At 37.0% G+C, this 21,787-nt stretch carries 16 protein-coding genes; 12 read left to right on the top strand and 4 right to left on the bottom strand.

Features of this window, described 5'->3' with window-relative positions:
- Positions 1-10: 10 nt before the first annotated feature.
- Positions 11-646 carry a hypothetical protein gene (locus tag MP477_RS04215; protein ID WP_257189273.1) on the top strand — a complete coding sequence of 212 codons (636 nt, stop codon included), beginning with the start codon at positions 11-13 and terminating at the stop codon, positions 644-646.
- Between the two features lie 70 nt (positions 647-716).
- Positions 717-899, top strand: coding sequence for a hypothetical protein (locus tag MP477_RS04210; protein ID WP_257189272.1), 183 nt, complete (start codon positions 717-719; stop codon positions 897-899).
- A 96-nt stretch (positions 900-995) separates the two neighbouring features.
- Here the strand turns inward: MP477_RS04210 and MP477_RS04205 are convergent, their stop codons facing one another.
- Entirely contained in the window at positions 996-1,778 is a 783-nt protein-coding gene (locus MP477_RS04205) for a LexA family transcriptional regulator (protein ID WP_257189271.1), read from the bottom strand.
- Positions 1,779-1,855: 77 nt separating this feature from the next.
- Between MP477_RS04205 and dinB the strand changes: the two genes are divergently transcribed.
- Together dinB and MP477_RS04195 are read left to right on the top strand one after the other, a co-directional pair.
- Positions 1,856-3,004, top strand: a complete 1,149-nt coding sequence (dinB, locus tag MP477_RS04200) for a DNA polymerase IV (RefSeq protein WP_257189270.1) — start codon at positions 1,856-1,858, stop codon at positions 3,002-3,004.
- A 12-nt stretch (positions 3,005-3,016) separates the two neighbouring features.
- Positions 3,017-6,064 carry a DNA polymerase III subunit alpha gene (locus tag MP477_RS04195; protein WP_257189269.1) on the top strand — a complete coding sequence of 1,016 codons (3,048 nt, stop codon included), beginning with the start codon at positions 3,017-3,019 and terminating at the stop codon, positions 6,062-6,064.
- Positions 6,065-6,084: 20 nt separating this feature from the next.
- Here the strand turns inward: MP477_RS04195 and MP477_RS04190 are convergent, their stop codons facing one another.
- The gene (locus MP477_RS04190) at positions 6,085-6,870 is read right to left on the bottom strand and encodes a hypothetical protein (protein ID WP_257189268.1); all 786 of its coding nucleotides are present in this window, start codon (positions 6,868-6,870) and stop codon (positions 6,085-6,087) included.
- A 279-nt stretch (positions 6,871-7,149) separates the two neighbouring features.
- Between MP477_RS04190 and MP477_RS04185 the strand changes: the two genes are divergently transcribed.
- The 5 genes from MP477_RS04185 to MP477_RS04165 all read left to right on the top strand — a co-directional run bounded on the left by MP477_RS04185 (position 7,150) and on the right by MP477_RS04165 (position 15,431).
- Positions 7,150-7,734: a sigma-70 family RNA polymerase sigma factor gene (locus MP477_RS04185; RefSeq protein ID WP_257189267.1), complete on the top strand. Its 585-nt coding sequence runs from the start codon at positions 7,150-7,152 to the stop codon at positions 7,732-7,734.
- A 61-nt stretch (positions 7,735-7,795) separates the two neighbouring features.
- Complete coding sequence (locus MP477_RS04180; protein ID WP_257189266.1) at positions 7,796-8,971, top strand: FecR family protein; 1,176 nt, start codon at positions 7,796-7,798, stop codon at positions 8,969-8,971.
- A gap of 113 nt (positions 8,972-9,084) precedes the next feature.
- Entirely contained in the window at positions 9,085-12,618 is a 3,534-nt protein-coding gene (locus MP477_RS04175; RefSeq protein WP_257189265.1) for a SusC/RagA family TonB-linked outer membrane protein, read from the top strand.
- 9 nt (positions 12,619-12,627) lie between these two features.
- Positions 12,628-13,989, top strand: coding sequence for a RagB/SusD family nutrient uptake outer membrane protein (locus tag MP477_RS04170; RefSeq protein WP_257189264.1), 1,362 nt, complete (start codon positions 12,628-12,630; stop codon positions 13,987-13,989).
- 11 nt (positions 13,990-14,000) lie between these two features.
- Entirely contained in the window at positions 14,001-15,431 is a 1,431-nt protein-coding gene (locus MP477_RS04165; RefSeq protein ID WP_257189263.1) for a peroxiredoxin, read from the top strand.
- A gap of 397 nt (positions 15,432-15,828) precedes the next feature.
- On the opposite strand, the gene MP477_RS22805 is transcribed toward MP477_RS04165, so the two are convergent.
- Positions 15,829-16,275: a MauE/DoxX family redox-associated membrane protein gene (locus MP477_RS22805; RefSeq protein ID WP_373567401.1), complete on the bottom strand. Its 447-nt coding sequence runs from the start codon at positions 16,273-16,275 to the stop codon at positions 15,829-15,831.
- Between the two features lie 59 nt (positions 16,276-16,334).
- Positions 16,335-16,583, bottom strand: a complete 249-nt coding sequence (locus MP477_RS04160) for a hypothetical protein (protein WP_257189262.1) — start codon at positions 16,581-16,583, stop codon at positions 16,335-16,337.
- A gap of 251 nt (positions 16,584-16,834) precedes the next feature.
- Here MP477_RS04160 and MP477_RS04155 point away from each other — a divergent pair, with 251 nt between their 5' ends.
- The 3 genes from MP477_RS04155 to ligD all read left to right on the top strand — a co-directional run bounded on the left by MP477_RS04155 (position 16,835) and on the right by ligD (position 21,692).
- Positions 16,835-18,574, top strand: a complete 1,740-nt coding sequence (locus tag MP477_RS04155; protein WP_257189261.1) for an AraC family transcriptional regulator — start codon at positions 16,835-16,837, stop codon at positions 18,572-18,574.
- A 128-nt stretch (positions 18,575-18,702) separates the two neighbouring features.
- The gene (locus MP477_RS04150; protein WP_257189260.1) at positions 18,703-18,894 is read left to right on the top strand and encodes a DUF3606 domain-containing protein; all 192 of its coding nucleotides are present in this window, start codon (positions 18,703-18,705) and stop codon (positions 18,892-18,894) included.
- Positions 18,895-18,992: 98 nt separating this feature from the next.
- Positions 18,993-21,692: a DNA ligase D gene (gene ligD / locus MP477_RS04145; RefSeq protein ID WP_257189259.1), complete on the top strand. Its 2,700-nt coding sequence runs from the start codon at positions 18,993-18,995 to the stop codon at positions 21,690-21,692.
- The last annotated feature ends 95 nt before the right edge of the window (positions 21,693-21,787 follow it).

Here is a 21,787-nt window from a genome sequence, read left to right as displayed (position 1 = left end):
AATTTCAATTATGACGAATGAATATAGAGATGCTGTGAGAAACCATTACTTGGCGCTCAAAGAACAAGGGATTATTTCAAATAATATGCTGTATCTCGGTCCAGCGAAGGTAAGAAATGAGTGTGTTATGAGCTATATTGAGACCTCAAACCCTTATGATATGCGGACACTCAAAAATTTCATGGATAAGTCGATGAATGATGAGATTTCGCTTATGGACGTTAAAATGATCAATCCAGCGAAATTTAAACCTTTAATTTATTTTCTGAAAAAAGACAAGAACACCTCTGAGCTAAGTATAGAAATGGCTGCTTGGCTTTTAAATTTTACACCACGTCCCTACAGTTATTTTGCATATTTAAAGCACAAAGAAAGTGGAAAACCTGTCAATCCATACCTTGAACATCACGGAGTATCAGATAAGATGTCATCTGTTCTGGTAAAAGATAATGAAACCTTTCTAGATTCTTCACAACAGCAAACCCATACGCTAGAGGTTGTGAGAAATGAATTAATGAACGTTAATACCGTTGCGGAAGAATCTAATATCACTGAAACTCCAGTTATGATCGAATATCCTTCTGGTGTTAGGGTTATAATTAAAAGTTCAGATATTTCTTTTATATCAAAGCTTATCAAGTTATAGCTCTAATGCTATTTACATAAAATACGGGAAACCGTAATATCTCTCGTTTTTGTTTTTTATTTTTGGGATAATGATGAAGGAAATAACATTAGGATCGCTTCCAGAAAATAAAAAGTTTAAATTTGGTGGTGTAGAATTTACCAAGAAATTCAATACGGATAGGGAAGACGAGTTAACGATCTGCCATATTGGAAATACCGATTTTGCAGTTTATATTTCGAGTTGTGCCTGGGTTAAATATGAACCAGAATAAAGGTGTATTCTTAAAAGAGCAATCGGGAACTGCAATTTTGACAGTCCCGATTGTTTTGTATAAAAAGCCATTTTATCATTTTCGGGAGTGAATTGCTCAGTTCTTAATAGCGGACTTTAATTCCTTTATTTCCTGCATTAATTGCAATAGCATTGATTTTACATCATCGTTTGCAAAGTCGATAACTTCTAATTCTTGTGGTGAATAACTACCGGCATGTTGCCAGATTTCCCATAAATCAGCAAAAGGAATATCATAATTTTCATAGAATTTTTCGTTTGATTTTACTGTGATGGACTTTTTATTGACGCTCTCTATCCGCTTAAATATAAAATCGGTACGGGTTATCAGAAGATACACTTTGCCCACTTTTATATCAGAAATACTTTCTACGTATTCGCCAATAACGTAAGTGCCATCTTTATAAGGGGGCATGGAATCACCTTCCGCCGGAAAAGCCCTATACTTCCCGTTTCTTAAAAAAGGAAGAGACATTGTCTGTAATCCTTCGATGTATTCGGGGTCTGCATATCCTTTAAGATAGCCCATTTTGGCTTTGTAAGGAACTATTTCAATCTTGTTTTCTCCCAATGAATCCGTTTTAATAGGAAGTAAGATCCTGTTATCAGGGAGATTGAGCATTTCATCCAGCTTATATTTTCTCAGATCAACCGTCAATAATAGGTCGGTGCTGATATGATAATAGCGGGAAATAGCTAATAATACATCTAATGGCGGAGTATATTTTGCTGTTTCATATTTTGCGTATGAATCCCTGGAAATCATCAATTTCTCAGCGATTTTTTCTTGTGAGAGATTAGGCACCTGCTTCAGTCGCAAATACCTTATGTTATCCGCTAGAATAGAGAGTGTTGACATTTTGTGATAATTTATCACAGCAAATGTAATATAAATTGTGATAAAACTTACCAATTTTGCTAAATAATTTAGTAAATATGAATCGGTCTATTGTGCATATGGATTTGGATACCTTCTTTGTTTCCTGTGAGCGGCTTGTAAACTCCCAGCTCAATGGTATCCCATTGATAATTGGAGGAGGGGATCGAGGTGTGGTTTCTTCCTGTAGTTATGAGGCAAGAACTTTTGGAGTTAGATCCGCCATGCCGATGAAAATGGCTCTTCGTCTCTGCCCACAGGCAAAGGTGGTCAAAGGTGATATGGAGCTATATAGTAAGATGTCCCATACTGTTACAGAAGTTATTGAAGGAAACGCCCCAGTCATGGAGAAAGCTTCTATAGATGAGTTTTATCTTGACCTTACTGGCATGGACAAATTCTTCGGCGCTTACAAATGGACGAATGAACTGAGCGCTAAGATTGAAAAGGAAACAGGTTTGCCAATCAGTTATGCATTGTCAATCAATAAAACAGTAAGCAAAATTGGCACAGGCGAATCAAAACCACATGGACATCGTGAAATACCATCCGTTGGTGTCCAATCTTTTTTAAATCCGTTGTCTATTAAAAAAATGCCGATGGTTGGAAATGCCACTTTTCAGCTTTTTTCAAGGGTTGGTATCAGAACAATAGGTACGCTCTCGGAAATGCCTATGGAAGTTTTACAACAGATGATCGGAAAAAATGGTGTTGACCTTTGGAAGAAAGCTAACGGAATTGATGAAACTCCTGTCATACCGTATTCAGAGAGAAAATCAATCTCTAAAGAAAGAACTTTCAATAGTGATACTATGGATGTTGCTGAGGTGAAAAGTCTTATTTCAGGCATGGCAGAGCAACTGGCGCACCAGCTCAGACAAGAGAAATGGTTGACCTCCACAGTCGTCATTAAGATTCGATATTCAAATTTTGATACCGAGACCAAGCAATCCCGCGTGAGCTATACCTCCTCAGATCATACGTTGGCGAGAGTTGCGTTGGAACTTTTTGAGAAGGTTTATTCGCGTCGTATGCGTCTTCGGTTAGTCGGCCTACGGTTCACGGACTTAGTACATGGAAGTTATCAGATGAATTTGTTTGAGGATAATGCAGAGCTTATCAATCTCTACCAGGCGATGGACAATATCAAGAATCGTTTTGGAAAGGATGCGGTTGGCAGGGCTGTAGGCTATAACTTTTTACGTTAAAAATGCACAGGTATGTTTTTAAACTGTCATTCATATCACAGCCTTCGTTATGGCACACTATCCATCGATGATCTTGTCAACCAAGCATTGGCATTGGGAATTAAAGAACTCGTACTGACAGATATCAATACTGTTACGGGCATTTATGAATTTAAAAAGAAATGTGAAGAAAAAGATATACAACCTATTGTCGGTGTTGAGGTACGTCGGGGAAGCGAGCTGCTCTATATTGTTATAGCAAAAGAGTTCTCCGGAATAGGAGAGGTGAACAAGGCCTTAACATCCTTTAATTGTGAAGGCGTTGAGTTGCCTGTACAACCAGATTTCTCAAACTGTTTTGTAATCTACCCACTCAGTAAAATTCCCAACAACCTGCGAGAAAATGAATATATTGGTGTCAGGGAAGAAGAATTGAATTCATTGTTCAGAAAGGAATTTCAAAAGCTGATTCCCAAGATGGTCATATTACATCCTGTGACTTTTAGTACTAAGAAGGAGTTCAATCTGCACCGGATTTTACGGGCAATTGATAATAATTTATTGCTTTCAAAATTACCGGAAAACGAAATATGCTCAAAGAGCGAATATTTTCGATCACCACAAGAGATCTTGGATGCATACAGGAATTACCCACAAATTATAAAAAATACCAGAACAATTCTTGCAGAATGTAGTTTTGACTTTGCTTTTGAGACACCACGTAATAGAAAATTTTATACCGGCTCAAAAAAGGATGATTTGCGGCTTTTAACACGGTTAGCTTTTGCAGGATTGGAAAGACGTTATGGAAAGAATAACGAACAGGCAACAAAAAGAATTGAAAAGGAACTGAAAGTTATTGATGAACTGAATTTCAGTGGGTATTTCCTTATCACCTGGGATATCATCAGATACAGTAACAGTATGGGATTCATGCACATCGGCCGTGGGAGCGGAGCAAATAGTATTGTAGCCTATTGTCTTGGAATTACTGACATCTGCCCATTAGAACTAGACCTTTATTTTGAGCGATTTTTGAATGAGAACCGAAAAAGCCCACCGGATTTTGATATTGACTGGAGCTGGCAAGAACGTGACACTATTCTGGAGTATATCTTTGACCGTTATGGCAAAGATTATGTTGCATTCTGTGGAACAAATGTTGAATTCAAGTATCGGTCGATTATCCGGGAGGTTGGAAAAGTTTTTGGGATGCCTAAAGAAGAACTTGATGAACTGTCCAAATATCCCGAAAGAGTATTTCGGGATGAGATTGTACAGAAAGTTCAGAAATACGGAAAATTATTAGAAAAATTTCCGAACCAACGATCTATGCATTCCTGTGGAATCATTATTTCAGAAGAACCCCTAACCAATTTTACGGCATTGGAAATGCCACCCAAGGGATTTCCGATCGTACAATGGGATATGCATGTAGCCGAGGATATCGGATTTGAAAAGTTTGACATCTTATCTCAGCGGGGTCTAGGTACAATCAATGATACAGTGCGGCTTCTGGAAGAAAAAAGGGGGATTAAAGTCAATATTAAAGATACTAGAATCTCCAAGGATGAACAGAAATGTAATGAATTTTTAAGTCAGGGGAGGACAATAGGCTGTTTTTATATCGAGTCACCTGCAATGAGAGGTCTGCTCCGAAGATTGAAATGTGATAATTATAAGGTTCTTGTTGCTGCATCATCCATTATACGTCCTGGGGTTGCGCAATCGGGGATGATGCGGGAATATATTTTTCGTCACAACAATCCGGATAAGTTCGAATATTTCCATCCAGTTTTTGAACAGCAGCTTGGTGAAACCTATGGCATTATGGTATATCAGGAAGATGTCATCAAGATCGCGTTATATTATGGAGGTGTCTCGGCTGCTGATGGGGATATCCTTAGAAGAGCAATGTCAGGAAAAGGAAGGTCATTAAGTGCACTTCAAAAAGTAAAAGATGATTTCTTTGCATCTTGCAAACAGCAAGGACACCCAGAAGCACTGAGCACAGAAATCTACAGGCAGATTGAATCATTTGCAGGGTATTCTTTTTGTAAGGCCCATTCCGCGTCCTATGCCGTGGAAAGCTACCAGAGTTTATATCTGAAAGTTTACTATCCGTTGGAGTTTATGGTTTCCGTGATCAATAACATGGGCGGTTTTTATCGGACGGAGGTATATGTTCACGAAGCAAGGATGTCTGGTGGAAAGATATTGAATCCTTGCGTAAATAGGAGTGAACAGCAAACGACAATCTATGGTGATGAGATCTATTTGGGATTTATGCATCTTGAAAAAGTTGAATCAAGATTGGGGCAATTGATCCCCGACGAAAGAAGAAAGAATGGTGCGTATAAATCATTAGAGGATTTTATTAAAAGGGTTCCGATCGGTATTGAGACTTTACAGATTTTAATCTTCATTGGGGCATTTCGGTTTACAGAAATACCCAAGAACGAGTTGCTTTTAAAAGCAAGGGTGCTGCTTGGAGATTTTAAACCAGAGCGTCGATTTGAGACGTTGTTTGAGGAGCCTGTAAAGGAATTTAAATTTCCGGAACTCAAAAGAAACCTGTTTGAAGATGCTTTTGACGAGATCGAGATATTAAGTTTTCCAGTGTCCTGTACACCCTTTGATCTGTTGCAGACAAAGTACAGAGGATCTGTTATGGCCAATGAGCTTGTGCAATACCATAAAAAGCAGGTGAAGATGCTTGCTTATCTGATTTCGAGAAAGCATGTCCCTACCAAAAGGGGAACAATGTACTTCGGTACCTGGGTCGATGTTAATGGGGACTACTTTGATACAGCGCATTTTCCAGATTGCCTTGAGAAATATCCATTTCAGGGTGGGGGATGCTATTTATTGCTGGGAGTAGTGGAAGTTGACTTCCATTTTCCAACCATTACGATCACCAAAATGGCAAAAATGCCTTTTATTCCTGATCCAAGATATGCACACGATGAGGATAAAAAATACGAAGCACAGCAACGTATGAAAGAAGATGTGAGTATGACTTTCAGAGCCCCATATCCACAGGAGCATGAGATAGGACTTCCAAGAGGGAAATTTTTATAGGCTACAATCCTGTTATAGAATTATAAGTACTTATAATCAAGAATAGTAATTCCTTTTATTTTGACAATATTATCATTCACACTAACCTCTGGTAATATCATTTTTTCACAGATTAAATTCACCCGTAAGATCGTCGTAATTAAATGGCGGTTCTCCTTTGATAAACTGGAATAATAAGAAATTTTTACAAAGAAATATTTCTCATTTGTATTTGTTGTAGAGATAAGGCAATCATTTAAACAACCGCATATTTCAAAATTTTTATTTGAGATTTCCTTAGTCTGAGGATCAACTGAATATTTTGAATAAATGTAGTCCTGAAATTGATTCTGGTATTCAGTTTTAGCAAGAGGAACTAAATAGGGGATATAATGCCTATGAAAGACCTTCGTCTTAAAATCTATATCAGAGCAGAATTCTATTGTCAGATCATATGCATTTGTTTTACCGATGTTTATAACTGAAAAATATTGGCTACCTCTTTCCTCATAATCACTAATAGAATCTACTATATTAATATCACAATAATTTGAGGTGGGATCACAAGGAGAAGTCAAAGTAACAACAGGAATTTCGGACTGCCATTTTTTATGGTTTTCACTTCTTTCATTTGAAATTTTGTCAATGATCAAACTCAAAAATGCTCCCGCAGTTCCACTGGCCACGAAATAGTTCAGCCAGTCACTCAAGGCCACAGATTTTAAAGTATAGTTATCCCTAAAAAGACAATAGGTCAATATTAAAAGAAATCCTAATATGAACGGTGTCAAAAATGAAATTATCCAGATATATTTTTGTTTAAGCATGTATTTTAATTTCTAGTTTTATTATAGGCTATTTCTGCTCAAATTTTGACGCGTACTATCTTTTGGTTGTGCCAAGCGAAAGCACTTGTAAAAACCCCAGAATTAACACTATTATAGGTCTGAGTAAAATTAGGTAATGTCTTTGTTATATGCCCAAATATACATAATTAAATTTTGGAATATATATAATGAGATCGATTGGGGTCTTAGTTTTTAGCCATAAAATTTCCGTATAGACTTAAAATTACTTAACTTTACTCTTCTATCAATAGCCTTATTATGACATCCAGACACGAGATCGAAGAAAAGGCACTGCTAACAAAATTCCAAAGCGGTGATAGGGGTGCAATGAATACGCTTTTTCAGCTCTATCATCCAGCATTAATCTTTTTTGCCAACAGACTACTTTTCAATTTTGATCAGGCCATTGCACAGGAGGTCGTTCTTGATGTTATGCTCAAAACATTTGAGCTACGGGAAACCTTTAAGAGCTATGCGGGCGTTAAGGCATTTATGTATATTTCCACAAAAAATAGATGCCTGAATCTTATTGAGAAAGAGAAAGTGAGGTTAAATCGTCTTCACAAGTATACGCAGGGATTTGAAGAACTTGAAGAGGAGAATATATTAAGCAAGATGATCCATACCGAAGTACTTCGGGAACTAAGCCATTCGATCGAGCTTTTACCGGAGCAATGCCGGATTATCATGCAAAAACTGATGGATGGAGCCACACCCAAAGAGATTTCCGAGGAACTGGATATCAGTGTCAGTACAGTGAACAGCCAAAAGGCGCGGGCTATTTCTATACTCAAAAAGACCCTTTCAAATAAAGGAATAGCATTTCTATCATTTTTTTTATAATTTTTTCAATTTCTTTTGGACAAGCCCTATAAGTTTCCGGTTTCTATAATAAACGGGAAACATGAAAGAGGAAGAATTGTTCGATGGATTTGAGATCACGGAATTACTCCATAAGTATATTACTGGACAAAAGCTCCCTTATTGGGATAGGGAATTCCTTGAGGACTGGATCGAAGAAAGTGAATCCAATCGTGCTATTTTTCAACAGCTGGTGGATCAGCACCGTTTGGCTAGTGATCTTGTTGAACTGAAAGAATCGGGTTCCTCGACCGATGATGAACTCGCAAAATTCAATAAAATTCTTGATAAACCTGAACCAATGGGTATCTGGTTCAGATTGATGACCGCTGCAGCAGTCCTTTTCACCATTTCCATTTCCGTATGGCTGTACAAATATTATCAGTCAGACAAGATTTTACCAACAGAAGTGGCCACAACGACTTTAACTGGAGATATTCTTCCCGGCTCAGATAAAGCGACACTTACGTTTGAGGATGGTCAGGTTATCAATCTTGCAGGGAATAAAAAGGCTATCAAAGTAGGTGAGCAGGGAACTTCCTACCAAGATGGTACAGCAATTTCCCCAAATAAAGTACAGCTAGCTACACTCGCCACACCACGCAGAGGTCAGTATAAAGTCACCCTTTCCGATGGGACAATAGTATGGCTCAATGCTGAATCATCCCTGAAGTATCCCAATAAGTTTACAGAAAATGAAAGAGTAGTGGAACTGACAGGAGAGGGGTATTTTGAAGTGGCACATAATGCGAACAAACCGTTCATTGTTAACGCAAGACATCAAAAACTGAAAGTACTTGGAACGAAATTCAACATCAATTCCTATGAGAACGAAACTGCAATCCAGACAACACTAGTAAGTGGAAAAGTTGAACTCACCAATACACAGAATAATACGCCAGTGCTATTAAAACCGGGACAACAAGGAGAACTGTTCTCCCTATCCTCCGTATTCTTGGTAAATAATGTAGATACCGAAATATTTACGGCATGGACAAGAAATGATTTCCAATTTAAAGGTACTCCTTTAAAGGAAGTACTTCGACAAGTTGAACGCTGGTATGATGTTGAGGTAGATTACAGCAACATTCCGGCTATCAAAGTGAACGGAACTATTTCAAGAGAAAAGAAACTCTCAAGTGTGTTATATGCACTTGAAAAGATTACAGATTTACAAATTGATCTATCGAAAGGAAGGAGGATTCAAGTTAAGAGATAAGATTTATAGTTTCATATGTTGGCTTAATGAAGCCGGAGTGTTAGCGCACTCCGGCCATTGGGTCTATTTAAAAGTTTTGGACAAACTAAGTATAATTAACCCTACACAAATCTATGAAAAAACATGATTTTTCCAACAAGGAAAACAACCCACCTTGGGTGGATATGTTTTCCCACAGGAGAAAACTTCTGCGCCTTGGCATAAAGAGTACCTTATTCTTTATGCTAATGGCCAGCGGAACAGCAATTAAGGCGCAACAGATCAGCCTGTCATTGCAAAAAGCACCCCTGTCAACTGCTATTACAGAAATTCGGAAAGCGACAAAATATGATTTTGTCTACAATGATGACCTGCTAAAAAAGGTGGGACCAATTACTATTAACCTGAAAAATGCATCATTAGAAGAAACGCTAAAAGTGCTGTTTGCAAATCAGCCGATCGTATTTGAAATAGCAGATGGCATTATCATATTAAAGGAGCGGAAAGCAACTAATACCCCCAATCCAAAAAAAAAGGAAACCATAAAGGGAAAGATCGTCGATGAAAAGGGGCTTCCATTAGCTGGGGCAACTATTCAGGTTAAGGGCAATAACTTTGTAACGAACTCTGATAATGATGGTAATTTTGAATTGCCTGCGGAGTATGCTGAATCTGAACTAAGGATCACCTTTTTAGGCTATGCGCCATTGTCAGTCTCAGCGAAATATATTGATCGCATAACTTTGACAACCAATAGCAATGTTATAGATGAGGTATCCGTTGTTGCCAGTGGATACCAATCCATCCCAAAGGAAAGAGCAACGGGGTCTTTTTCCAAGGTAGACAATGCGACCTTTAATAGACAGGTATCAACGGACGTGATCAGTAGATTGAAAGGCATAGCACCTTCTATACTATTTGATGAGCGTTCGGGAAGTCCAAAGCTAACCATACGTGGACAAGCAACGATCTTTGGCAATGATCAACCTTTAATTGTTGTTGACAACTTTCCATATGAGGGCGACATCAACAACATTAATCCGAACGATATTGAGGATATTGATATCTTGAAAGATGCTGCTGCCGCTTCAATCTGGGGAGTTAGGGCTGGTAATGGTGTGATCGTCATAAAAACTAAAAAAGGACGAGAAGACCAGGCCATGAACATCGGGATAACCAGTAATGTTACGATAGGGCAAAAACCTGATCTTTATTACATTCCCAAGATAGCATCTACAGATTTCATCGACATCGAGAAGATGTTATTTGATAAGGGGTTTTACAATACTATTATTAGCAATACTTCATCAAATAGACCGTATTCGCCTGTAGTCAGTATCCTCAATGATCAGAAAAATGGCTTACTTACAGCAGAGGAAGCGACTTCAAGAATAGATGTACTAAGGAAGTACGACCTACGTGATGATATTAACAAATATCTTTATCAACAAAGCGTTAAACAGCAATATGCATTAAATATAAGTGGTGGTTCAAAGAAATACAGTTACTACTTTTCATCAGGATTTGATAAAAACAAAAATTCTGAAAAAGAGAGTGGTTTCAGCCGGGTAAGTTTGAACAGCAATCAGGTATTTCGACCAGTTGAAAAACTAGAAATCTCTGCTGGACTTTCCTACAATTTGAATAATCAATCTACTGCCAATGTAATTTCTATGCTTACTAATATGGGACAAGAAATGATGTACCCGTATGCAAGACTTGTTGATAATGATGGAAAGCCAGTAGTAGTGACTAAAGATCATAGCACAGTGCTCAAGCAAAAAGCATTGAGTGCCGGTTTGTTGAATTGGGATTTTGTGCCTTTAGAAGAACTGAATATGCAGGACAACCGGTTTAAACAATCAGAAATCCGTTTAAATACTGCGATAAAATATGCCATTATACCTTCATTATCAGCCGAAGTCCGCTTACAATACGAGAATCAACAGGGAAGGCGCAGGAACTTTTTCGATCAACAAACATATGTAATGCGAGATCAAATTAATAGGTATACTACTTTTAATAATGGTATTTTGACCCGAAATATTCCACTGGGTGGGAGATTAGATAATACAAATGGCCAGTTAAACGCCTTAAATGGCCGATTTCAAATGAACTTCGATCAACAGTGGAATAAACATCAGATAAATGCTATTGCTGGATTTGAAGTTAGGGAAACGAAAGCGAACAGTATAAGTTCCAGACTATATGGTTTTGATCCCAATGTTGGTTCAAGTGTCTTAGTAGATTATTTAACACGATTTAGCCAATATGGTAAAGGTGGCTCCTCACAGATTCCGACCAATGATGGCTACTCAGGAACTATTGACCGTATACGTTCATATTACATAAATGGTGCTTATAATTATGATTTACGTTACGTTATTTCAGCAAGTGCTAGGGTTGATCAATCTAATTTATTTGGCGTAAAGACTAATCAAAAATCCGTACCGTTATGGTCAATTGGTTCTAAATGGAATATGTCAAAAGAACCGTTTTATAATGTTGAATGGTTACCAGTTTTGAGCTTTAGAACAACAATAGGTTACAGTGGAAATGTTGATAGAACTATAACAGCATTTACAACTGCAACCTTTGTAACTAATTCTACTAATAGGTTACCTAGTGCTCAACTACAAAATCCACCAAATAAGAATTTGCGGTGGGAAAAAAATAGAATGTTGAATGTGGGATTTGATTTTGCTACGAAAGAAAACGTCTTATCTGGAAGCATCGAGTATTTCCAAAGAAAAGGTTCGGACCTTATCGGTAATGGTGATATTGATCCTACTACTGGATATATCTCATATCGCGGTAATCTTGCTAATATGAAAGGAAAAGGACTAGACATTGAAATAAACTCGACAAATATTAAGAAATCGAATTTCATATGGAATACAACATTTCTTTTTTCCTATGCTTTAGATAAGGTTACCAAATATCAAAAGCAAACCAGCCTTTCTAGTTTTGTTGATGATAGTTATAAAATATTGCGGTTAACATCCGGATATACACCTGTTGTTGGGAAACCACTTTTTAGTATTTATTCCTATCCATTTGCTGGCTTGAATCCTGAAAATGGGCAAGTTCAAGGTCTGTTAAATGGACAACCATCAATGGAATATTCGAAAATCACACAGTATTTATCGGAAGATCCCGAAAACAATCTTGTTTACAACGGAAATGCGTTGCCGCCGTATTATGGAGCTATGCGAAATACGATCGTAAAAGATGGAGTTGAATTGTCATTTAATATAACATATCGATTTGGCTATTATTTTCGTCGTAATTCCATAATGTACAGTTCCCTTTATAGTACATACTACGGTCATGGTGACTATTACAAAAGGTGGAAAAATCCGGGTGATGAAGTTTTTACAAATGTGCCAGCTATGATTTTCCCGGGCAATGGAGTGGCTGATAATTATTATAAAAATTCCGAAATACTTGTTGGAAAAGGTGATCACATAAGGTTGCAGGATATTTCATTGTCATATAATTTTGGTGATGCTGTATTGAAAAAATGCTCCGTAAAGAATCTTAAGGTCTTTACTTATGTTAATAATCTCGGAATTATTTGGAAAAAAGATAAATCGGGATTAGATCCGGATTTTCCCACTACCAAACCTATTAGGACTATAGCATTTGGGCTAAATTGTAATTTTTAAATATTGATTATGAATAAGTTAATAATATTTATTGTTTTTGTGGGTTCTACTTATCTGAGTATTTCCTGTAGTAAAAACTGGCTTGAAGAAAAACGGGATATAAAATTAATCGTTCCAACAACTTTAAATGATATGGATTTATTGTTGAACGCTGATAATTTTCAGAATGACGGACGTGGTGCGACAGAAACTTCCTGCGATGACTACGAATTTACTACTGAACAGTATAATGCGCTCTATTATGCTTTTGATAGAGATTTGGTAGTTTGGAAAACACAAGAGTTTCCAAGGATTGGTATTTTAGAATGGGACGAATGGGATATAGCTTATTCTCAGATTCAAATATGTAACGTAGTACTTAACGGTTTATCGAAAATTACCCGTACAAATGATAATAGAGAACAATACGATAAAATTAAAGGAACCGCATTGTATCATAGGGCTAAGCAGTTCTTAAATCTCGCGCTAACTTTTTGTAAATATTACGACCTTAAAACCGCAAAAACAGACTTGGGTATTCCTCTTAAATTGGCGGAGGATATCGATGAAGATATTGACCGGGGTACCTTAGAAAATACCTATGAACAAATTCTCTCGGATTTAAAAGAAGCTGTTATCTTATTGCCTAATACCTCACAATTAAATACGCAGATTGGTAAAGGTGGAGCTTATGGGTTGCTTGCTAGGACTTTTTTGTATATGGATGATTATAAGCAAGCATCTTCATCCGCAGATTCAAGTTTTAAATATAATCCATATATAGAGAATTTTAACAATATCGATTTAGCAAATGATTATCCGTTTTATGACATTTCAAAAGAAATCCATATTTATAGCATGCAAAGTAAATATTCTCCGAATGGTATTACAGGCAGAATAAACCAATCACTTATAGAAAGCTATAATGCTAACGACCTTCGAAAACAGGTTTTCTTCAAATTGCAAGACGACGGGAAATATACCTTCAAGGGGAGCTTTACCGCTGGGCTGTTTTCGGGAACGGCCACAGGGGAAATCTTACTAATAAGTGCAGAATGCAGGGCAAGACTTGGAGATTTAAACGGCGCAATGGAAAGAATAAAATTATTATTACAAAATCGTTTTAAAACATCAGCTGAAATCCCGATGCCTTTGCATAAAAAAAATGATATTTTGGAATACATTTTAATGGAACGCCGAAAAGAGCTAGTAACGAGAGGTCTTCGTTGGCAGGATCTCAAAAGGCTAAATAATGATCCTAATTTTGCCAAAACTCTTATTAGGAAGATCGGTGACGATATCTATACACTTCCTCCCAATGATCCGAGATACGTTATGCGAATACCACAGTACATTATAAATTATAACCATATTGCTCAGAATACGTATTAAACTGAATTATCATGAAAAAATTAAGTATCATTTGCATTTTGGTATGTTGGTCACTCCTTTGTCATTCTCAGACCAAAATTGCTGGCTTCATAAAAGATGCAGTTAACAATCCCAAGGAATTGGTTCTAACTGTTTACGATCCTTTATCTATTTATAATCCTCAGATCATAGAAGACACCATTGTAACAACAAATGGATATTTTGATTTTAATTTTAGGATTCAGAAATCAATGAATGTAAGTATAGAAATTGCAGGACATTCAATTTTTTTTCCGGGAACGTTTGAATTAGTAGTTTCTCCCAATGATAGTTTAAATATAATTATCAATGATACCAAAAAGTTAGGGATTTTAAATCTAGAAATTTCCGGAAGAGGAATTGAGAAAGTAGATTTTAAGAAGAGCATTCTTCAAGAAGTTTTAGCAATTTATAAGACCGATCCCAAATATCAGGATCAAAATTTACTATTTAAGTTTTTAACAACAGATAGAAAACTTACCGTTATAGATTCCATATACAATAGTTACCATGGAAACTTAGATGCAGATGTAAAGAGTCAGATTAGAGCAGGGTTATATGAAAGTGTGCTAGAAAGTTTATTTATTAGTGCAATGAGAAGTGACAACGATTCATTGAATACTTATTTCAACCACTTTATTATTGAAAAGGATAGAATGAAACCATTCTGTGAGGGGCAAAATGTTTTCTATTCGGGCGGTAGTTTACTATCAGAGTTTATACTACTAAGTGAATATAAAAATCCTATCCTTTATATTGGAGATCAATATAGAATAGATAGTATTAGTAATTACAGTAAACTTATAACTAAATATTTTGGAAGTACCGCAAACGTCAAAAATTATCTACTTTCTAAAATAATGGTTTCGTATCTGAATTCTAGAATTTTTAATAAAAGCAGCGAGGAAGTATACGACTTTTATGTTAAAAATACTGATGAAAATAATCCATTTTTAGCCGAGGTAACCAATACTTATAATCGTTCTCAGCAATCTTTACAAGTAGGGAAACCTTTCTTTAATTTTAGTCTTGCCGATACAGCTGGCAAAATTCATTCCTTGTCCAATTTTAAAGGGAAGATTTTAATTATTGACTTTTGGTTTACCGGATGCAGTGGCTGTAGACAGATGGCTCCCGCACTGGACTTGTTAGAGAAAAAGATTAAAGACCTTAATATTGAATTTATTTCCATAAATGTAGATAAAAAAGAGACTTGGCTTAAAGGTATTGGCCAATATAGCAGCAGTGGTTCTCTACAGTTGTACACAATGGAACAAAAATTTCATCATCCAATCATTAAGTCCTTAAACATTTTGGGGTATCCAGCTTTGTTTGTTGTGGATAAAAAAGGAAATCTAGCAGGAATTCCACCAGATCCGAGAAGCAGTGAAGCTGAATTTATTAGGTTTATAAAGAATATGTAAAAAAATGAGGTCGCTAAAATTGCGACCTCAATTTGCTTACGGTCTTGCACCGTTTATTTTATGATTTCCCGTAGGTTGCCCCGTTTCTATATTATACTCTTGTGAGCATAAAGTCGGGCGAGTGGGTTGGCATTGGTTAGAACTACCTACCGGTGCACCCATTGATCCGTCTGCATTTACATAAAAGTCGGCAACTGTGTCTACTTTCGCATGATTCGCCGGAGCAAATGAAAAAGCTGTAAACGTACCTAGTGCAATTGCTGCAACTCCAAGTGTTAATCTAATTGATTTCATGATGTTTGGTGCTTTTATAAATCAAAAAGCTAAACTTTAGTTTTTTGCCTACTCTGGGTTTCAGGTTTTCGGCTTCCCCTGTTTTTAATTATTAGTTTTAAATTTAGTATGTGGTCTGAATATGACTACTGTGTGGTGGCCGTTTAAACGAAAACATGATCAGACCAATGATATTTAGTGCCAGCACCGCGAAGTTGATCAAAAGTTGATCGTCCCAATTCAACCTGCTGTAAAGCGAGATACATGAACATGGTATGCTTGGTGCAAACTTTAAAATGTAGATCAGATATCCTGTGTATAACACAAGTAGTGATAGCGAGGTAATAAGTCCAATCTTTCTCCAAGACTTCTTTATCAGCAGTACAACAAGTGAGAAATGCAGTACCTGTAAAAGATAGGGTAAGGGTGAACCCAAGGATGATAAAAGATATGCGCCATTGATCTGCCTTCTGAAAGTATCAAAATCAAGTACCTTACTAACAAATGTATAAGCCCACATGAGTAGGAGTAAGAATATAATTATTTCGGCTATCAAGTTTTTCGTTCGCATGGCATCAGAATTTTTAGGTTATTGAAAAAGCGTGTTTCAGTTCTTCTCTAAATCGAATTTTATTTCGAGGTTTTCCATTGACCACCGTGTCTGATTGGTGGGTCTTTTATCGATTCATCCAGTTCAGGGTCTGGGTCAGTGGAAAAAGCTTCGGTCTGAATTGTATCGTTATTTTTTGACATTTCTGTTTTTGAATTGACAATATTCTGTTTTTTCAGTTCTAACGGTTCCTCAATTTCGGATTCTCTACAGGAGTGTAAGATGACAGCACCTGCGATGATTAATATTGTTGAGATAATAGTTTTCATTTTGTTTCAAAATTTTAAGAATTATCCCGGCCGGTTATTTCGAATTCGTGAACGAAGGTAGAGGGCATTGGAACACGGAAAAACTGTTTGGTGCGCCCGTTGAACAATTTGAATGCGCAAATTGTTCAATTTGAGCATTGTTATTGTATTGAAATTCAGTATTTTAAACTGTTTTTATGGTATGTTGGGGATTTTCGTTTTTGATAATTCATGATTTGGCGAATTTTAGTAATTTTATATAAACTTGACCTATGAAATTCTCCGCTTTTCATATCATAATTGTTTTATGTTTATTGCACTCTGAATTGCTCTGTGCCCAAAAAGAAGAGTACAGTAAATATTACTATATCAGGAAAAATTACGAAGTGTTTTCAGAGAATGATGTCAGGGCACTTCCGTTCATAAGACAGTACATTGCAGAAGCAAAAAAGGACAAGGATTATGGAAAATTATATCAGGGATATGCAGATGGAGTTGAATTCTCCTCCGATCGTAACATAAAACTCAAGTTTGCGGACAGTACAATAATTGCCGCCAAATTATCACGGAAAGATTCGCTAGTAAGTTCTGCGTACCTCGAAAAAGGAGTTGTCTATTATTTCCACTTTAAAAAATACCAATTGGCATTGAACGAATTTCTTGTCGCAGTTCCGTATGCGGAAAAGGATACAGATCCGTATTATAGAAACAGATTAAATTATCTGATCGGCGTTGTTAAAAGCTATATTGGGTACTACGACGAAGCATTGCCGATATTTATTAAAACAAGGAATTATTTTGCGAACGAACTAAGCAAACAACAACATCCGAACATTATATATGATTCTCGAAGAGGCTATTATAATAGTCTCCACCAGATGGCTATTTGTTATCGCAATATGGGGAAATTTGGTCTTTCCGATTCAATTGTTAACGTTGGACTTACAGAAATAGGTCCTAACAAAGAACATCGGCAGGAATTCGGATATTTTCTGAAAGAAAAAGGTATTTCCGAGTTTCGTAAAAAAGATTATTCCACAGCCCTTGCATCCCTTTCAGCTTCCTCGGTAGCCCTTTCGAAAATTAATGATTTTGCCTGGTTAGCTGTAAACTATTCTTATTTAGGCAAATCCTACCTTGGTCTCGGGGATAAATCCCATGCCTTGAGGAATTTTGAAAAAGTTGATTCTATTTTTCAGAAGCATGGTTTTATTGTTCCTGAAGTACGAGATACCTTTGAGCTTCTAATTGACGAGTACAAAGCGAACAATGACATAGAGAAACAGTTATACTATACAAATCAGCTGATAAAAGTAGATAGTGTCCTATTCAGGGATTTCAATTATTTGTTGCGGAAGATGAGTAAAGAATATGATACACGTTTGCTGAAACAAGATAAGAAGCGGCTTGAAAAGCAATTCGCGAGAGATAAATTAGCTAAGTGGGGTCTAGGTACTGTCGCTGTTAGTTTCGCAGCAACGATGTTATTTTATAAGAGAAGGGAAAAAAAAGTCCGCCGCAAATACTCCGTTTTGGAGCAGAAGATCATCGCTAGAGATAATGCTGATTTGGCTATCATTACACATGAAAAGCAGGAGGATAATAAGCTTGAAATCGATCCAAAGATTGTTGAAGAAATACTGCAAAAATTAAATGATTTTGAGAACAAGGGCGGTTTTAGGGAAAACGGCCTTACACAACATAAGCTGGCGGATCGATTTGATACAAATCATTATTATCTGTCTCAAATCGTAAACGAGTACAAAGGCATGAATTTTACGAAGTATCTCATAGAATTGCGAATTAGGTACATAACTGATAAGCTGTATAATGACCCAGAATACCGCAAGTATAAGATCGAAACTCTTGCTGAAGAATGTGGTATGGCATCAAGGAATAATTTTTCGAAGCTATTTCGTGAAATTAATGGGATCGGGCCAGCAGATTTCATCAAGAGGCGCGTAAAAGATATCAATAAAGAGCAGAATCTTTCCATCGAGACAGTAATTTAAGAATTAAGAAGGAAGTTCTTTAAAACCATTTTTTGTCAACTCTTGTCTTTATGCAGTAGATTGATTCGTATGTAGTTGCGGCTTAATATTTGCAAACTTTAATTTACAAATCATTAAAATATAATATCATGGCAGACGACAAATCAAAGAAAGGGAAACAGGACCGCAGTAAAGTAAGTGGATCAGAGAATTACGAAATCCAATATTTCAAGGATAAAATGAATGTTAGTTCTCAAGCAGTCGTTGGTGCTATAAGAGCTACTGGTTCCAATGAACGAAAAGTTCTGGAGGCATACTTAACCAAACGACATAAGAAATAAAATTGAACAGTGTTCTGTTGTTTCTAAGGCTTCTCCTTGTGATTAGCCTAGTGTTTTATTTCTGCAATGTCATTCCAATCCTGTAAAAACTTTGAATTATGGCTTTAGAACAATATCGTGAAAAACGGTCTGAAGACAAAACACCTGAACCTTTTGGTGGTAAATCTTCGGGAAAAGAGTTGAGATTCGTGGTGCAAAAGCATGATGCGTCGCATCTGCATTATGATTTCCGTCTGGAAATGGATGGAGTGCTCAAAAGCTGGGCGGTTCCAAAAGGTCCGTCTCTCGATCCGGATATCAAACGCCTGGCGATGATGGTCGAAGACCATCCGTATGATTATAGAGATTTTGAAGGTATCATTCCCAAGGGTCAATATGGAGGGGGAACTGTGATCGTCTGGGACGAAGGTACTTATGAACCAGCTGATCCAGTTGACGGTGATTTGAAAAAGCAGGAGAAAAACCTAATACATCAGTTATATTCAGGTAAATTAAAGTTCAAACTCAACGGGAAGAAGTTGAAAGGAGAATTTGCATTGGTAAAGGCTTATGGAAGGGGCGAGAATGGCTGGTTATTAATGAAGTTGGATGATAAGTATGCCAGCAAGGACGACATAACATTGAAAGACAAATCTGTGATTTCAAAAAAGAGTATTGCGCAGATGGAGAAGTCCCCTGATAAAGTTTACGGCGAAAAGATTATACGGAAAGAAAGTACAGTTAAGGATAAGCCTGCGGCTAAGAATAAAGCTGTAGCAGTAATTGATGAGCAACTTGCAGCTTCTGAAGAAAAAGCTGGGCCTAAACAAGATATTGCAAAGATACTGAAACAGGCTCCCAAGCAGACATTCTATGACAATGTCGAACCGATGCTTGCCACCCTTGTGGATGAGCCGTTTGACAGTGATGATTGGCTTTATGAAGTCAAGTGGGATGGTTACAGGGCTGTCTCCTTTTTAAAAGGACATAAGGTTGAGATAAAATCCAGAAATGATAAAAGCTTTAACGATAAATTCTATCCGATTTTTGATGAGCTGAAAACAATGGATCTAGATGCTATCTTAGACGGCGAAATAGTAGTGGTTGGAGAGAATGGTCAGGCTAATTTCGGCGCGTTGCAAAATTGGCGTAGTGAAGCTGATGGTATCCTATTATACTTTGTTTTTGATATCCTGTGGTATAAGGGGAAGGATCTTACTAACCTTGAATTGTGTAAACGAAAAGAAATTTTGAAAGAGGTATTGCCAGATAGCGACAGTATTAAGATAAGTACGTCATTTTTTACTTCCGGCATCCGGTTTTTGGAAGCTGCAAAAAAAATGGGGCTTGAAGGTATCATGGCGAAAAGGAAGGATAGCTTATATCATACGAAGAATAGAACGAAGGACTGGCTTAAAATTAAAGCAAACAAAAGACAGGAAGTTGTCATCGGTGGTTTTACCAAAAACGAAGGCTCCAGTAAATTATTCAGCAGCATACTTGTTGGAGTTTACGAAGGAAAAAAATTGGTCTATACCGGGAAGGTAGGTACTGGTTTTAATGATAGAATGCAAAAGGAAATGATGGAACAGTTTAAGGAATTAATAACTGATAAATCTCCATTCAGCAACGAGCCTGACGTAAACAAACCTTCGCGGTTCCGACCGAATCCTCCACACGCAAACGCAACTTGGCTAAAGCCAAAACTCATCTGTGAAGTAAGTTTTACGGAGATGACAACGGACGGAGTGATGCGCCATCCTTCGTTTGATGGTATGCGTGAAGATAAAAATCCAAAAAATATCGTTCTTGAAAAAGAGGTGTCAACCGCAAATATTGTTTCCAGCTCTGACGACGACATAATATCTCCGCAGGGTCAGGCGAAAAGAAAAACGTTGCTGAATCCAAACGATAAAACACAGGTCAAAAAGATCAAGGGGACGGAACTAAAATTTACAAATCTTGATAAGCTGTTCTGGCCGAAGGATAAAATTACAAAGCGTGATTTGATCAATTATTATTATCAAGTTGCACCGTTTATACTACCATATTTAAAAGATAGACCACAGAGCATGAACCGCTTTCCTAACGGAATAGAAGGAGAGGGCTTTTACTTTAAAAACGTAACGGATACTGCTCCAGATTGGGCTACAACTTACCTTTATAAAAGTGATTCAGATAATAAAGACAAACATTATTTAGTGGGGAAAGATGATGCAACATTGCTTTACATGGCTAACCTTGGATGCATTGAAATGAATCCGTGGAGCAGTACAATCAAAAAGCCGGAACATCCGACTTTTTGCATTATTGATCTAGATCCTGATAAGAATTCCTTTGACCAGGTGATCGAGACTGCTCAGGTAACGAAACAGATTTTGGATGATATGGGTGTAGAGTCTTATTGCAAAACAAGCGGATCAACAGGACTACACATTTATATTCCTTTGGGTAACAAGTATACTTATGAACAATCCAAAGAATTTGCGCGGGTTATCGTTACATTGGTACATAATGAACTTCCTGCATATACTAGTCTTGAAAGGGCCATTAAGGATCGTAAAGGTAAAATGTATCTTGATTTTCTTCAAAATAGACCTCATGCTACTATTGCGGCAGCTTATTCTGTTCGTCCGAAACCGGGCGCTACAGTTTCAATGCCCTTGCACTGGGAGGAAGTAAAAAAAGGGCTTAAAATGAGTGATTTTACAATTTTTAATGCGATAGAGCGGATAGAAAGTGTAGGGGATATCTTTAAGCCTGTGCTTGGCAAAGGTATAGATTTAAAAAAAGTAATTGAGAATTATGGCGCAAAATAAAAGACGTACACAGTACTAAATCCGTACATTATCTAGTTTAGTCTGAAAAGATCAGTACTTTGCCTAACCATTAGCTATTAAATTTTTCATTTTAG

This window comes from Chryseobacterium sp. WG23, assembly GCF_024586575.1.
Taxonomy (GTDB): domain Bacteria; phylum Bacteroidota; class Bacteroidia; order Flavobacteriales; family Weeksellaceae; genus Chryseobacterium.
Note: the sequence above shows the minus strand (reverse complement) of the source record. Positions and strands in the feature narration are given on the sequence as shown.

What these genes read in the sequence shown, in the direction of transcription:
- MP477_RS04185 (WP_257189267.1), top strand. Translation starts at nt 7,150, where the DNA reads ATGACATCCAGACACGAGATCGAAGAAAAGGCACTGCTAACAAAATTC.
- MP477_RS04190 (WP_257189268.1), bottom strand. Translation starts at nt 6,870, where the DNA reads ATGCTTAAACAAAAATATATCTGGATAATTTCATTTTTGACACCGTTC.
- MP477_RS04150 (WP_257189260.1), top strand. Translation starts at nt 18,703, where the DNA reads ATGGCAGACGACAAATCAAAGAAAGGGAAACAGGACCGCAGTAAAGTA.
- MP477_RS04170 (WP_257189264.1), top strand. Translation starts at nt 12,628, where the DNA reads ATGAATAAGTTAATAATATTTATTGTTTTTGTGGGTTCTACTTATCTG.
- MP477_RS22805 (WP_373567401.1), bottom strand. Translation starts at nt 16,275, where the DNA reads ATGCGAACGAAAAACTTGATAGCCGAAATAATTATATTCTTACTCCTA.
- MP477_RS04210 (WP_257189272.1), top strand. Translation starts at nt 717, where the DNA reads ATGATGAAGGAAATAACATTAGGATCGCTTCCAGAAAATAAAAAGTTT.
- MP477_RS04215 (WP_257189273.1), top strand. Translation starts at nt 11, where the DNA reads ATGACGAATGAATATAGAGATGCTGTGAGAAACCATTACTTGGCGCTC.
- MP477_RS04175 (WP_257189265.1), top strand. Translation starts at nt 9,085, where the DNA reads ATGAAAAAACATGATTTTTCCAACAAGGAAAACAACCCACCTTGGGTG.
- MP477_RS04195 (WP_257189269.1), top strand. Translation starts at nt 3,017, where the DNA reads ATGTTTTTAAACTGTCATTCATATCACAGCCTTCGTTATGGCACACTA.
- MP477_RS04160 (WP_257189262.1), bottom strand. Translation starts at nt 16,583, where the DNA reads ATGAAAACTATTATCTCAACAATATTAATCATCGCAGGTGCTGTCATC.
- MP477_RS04180 (WP_257189266.1), top strand. Translation starts at nt 7,796, where the DNA reads ATGAAAGAGGAAGAATTGTTCGATGGATTTGAGATCACGGAATTACTC.
- MP477_RS04205 (WP_257189271.1), bottom strand. Translation starts at nt 1,778, where the DNA reads ATGTCAACACTCTCTATTCTAGCGGATAACATAAGGTATTTGCGACTG.
- MP477_RS04155 (WP_257189261.1), top strand. Translation starts at nt 16,835, where the DNA reads ATGAAATTCTCCGCTTTTCATATCATAATTGTTTTATGTTTATTGCAC.
- MP477_RS04165 (WP_257189263.1), top strand. Translation starts at nt 14,001, where the DNA reads ATGAAAAAATTAAGTATCATTTGCATTTTGGTATGTTGGTCACTCCTT.
- dinB (WP_257189270.1), top strand. Translation starts at nt 1,856, where the DNA reads ATGAATCGGTCTATTGTGCATATGGATTTGGATACCTTCTTTGTTTCC.
- ligD (WP_257189259.1), top strand. Translation starts at nt 18,993, where the DNA reads ATGGCTTTAGAACAATATCGTGAAAAACGGTCTGAAGACAAAACACCT.